This window comes from Hydrogenophaga sp. Root209 (assembly GCF_001428625.1).
In the GTDB taxonomy this organism is placed as follows: domain Bacteria; phylum Pseudomonadota; class Gammaproteobacteria; order Burkholderiales; family Burkholderiaceae_C; genus Hydrogenophaga.
In genome coordinates this window covers 556,209-556,672 of sequence record NZ_LMIE01000001.1, presented here as the reverse complement: position 1 = coordinate 556,672, position 464 = coordinate 556,209, and the positions used below count along the sequence as shown (strand labels likewise).

At 59.4% G+C, this 464-nt stretch carries 1 pseudogene; it reads right to left on the bottom strand.

Annotation, left to right across the window (positions count from 1 at the left end):
• A pseudogene (locus tag ASE11_RS02730) lies at positions 1-464 on the bottom strand (IS5 family transposase); the annotation flags it as partial.

Here is a 464-nt window from a genome sequence, read left to right as displayed (position 1 = left end):
GAGCAAGTGCACAGGTCTGCTGGTCTGCCCAAGGCTTTCAATGAGCCGCCGACCTGTGGGTGCGTCATGCGCCTGCCCCGRCGACAGGMAAAACGTCACGGCCGTTCGAGCATCCGCGGCAACCATATGAATCTTGGTGTTCCATCCACCTCGGGACTTGCCGATGGATTGCGGGCCGTTTTTTTTAARGCCCCCGCGCCATCGGGATGAACCTTGATGCTCGTGCTGTCAAGGGAAACGGCCTCGATCTTGATGCGGATGACCTGCTCGCGTTGCAGCTCTTCAAACATCCTGTCCAGCACGCCCGCCTTGGTCCAGCGACGCATGCGTGTGTAGATGGTGTGCCAGTTGCCAAACCGCTTGGGCAATCCGCGCCACTTGCAGCCGTGCTCGGCCACATACAACATGGCGTTGACCACTTGCAGATTGCTCAGGCTGACATTGCCGCGCTGCAGAGGCAAACA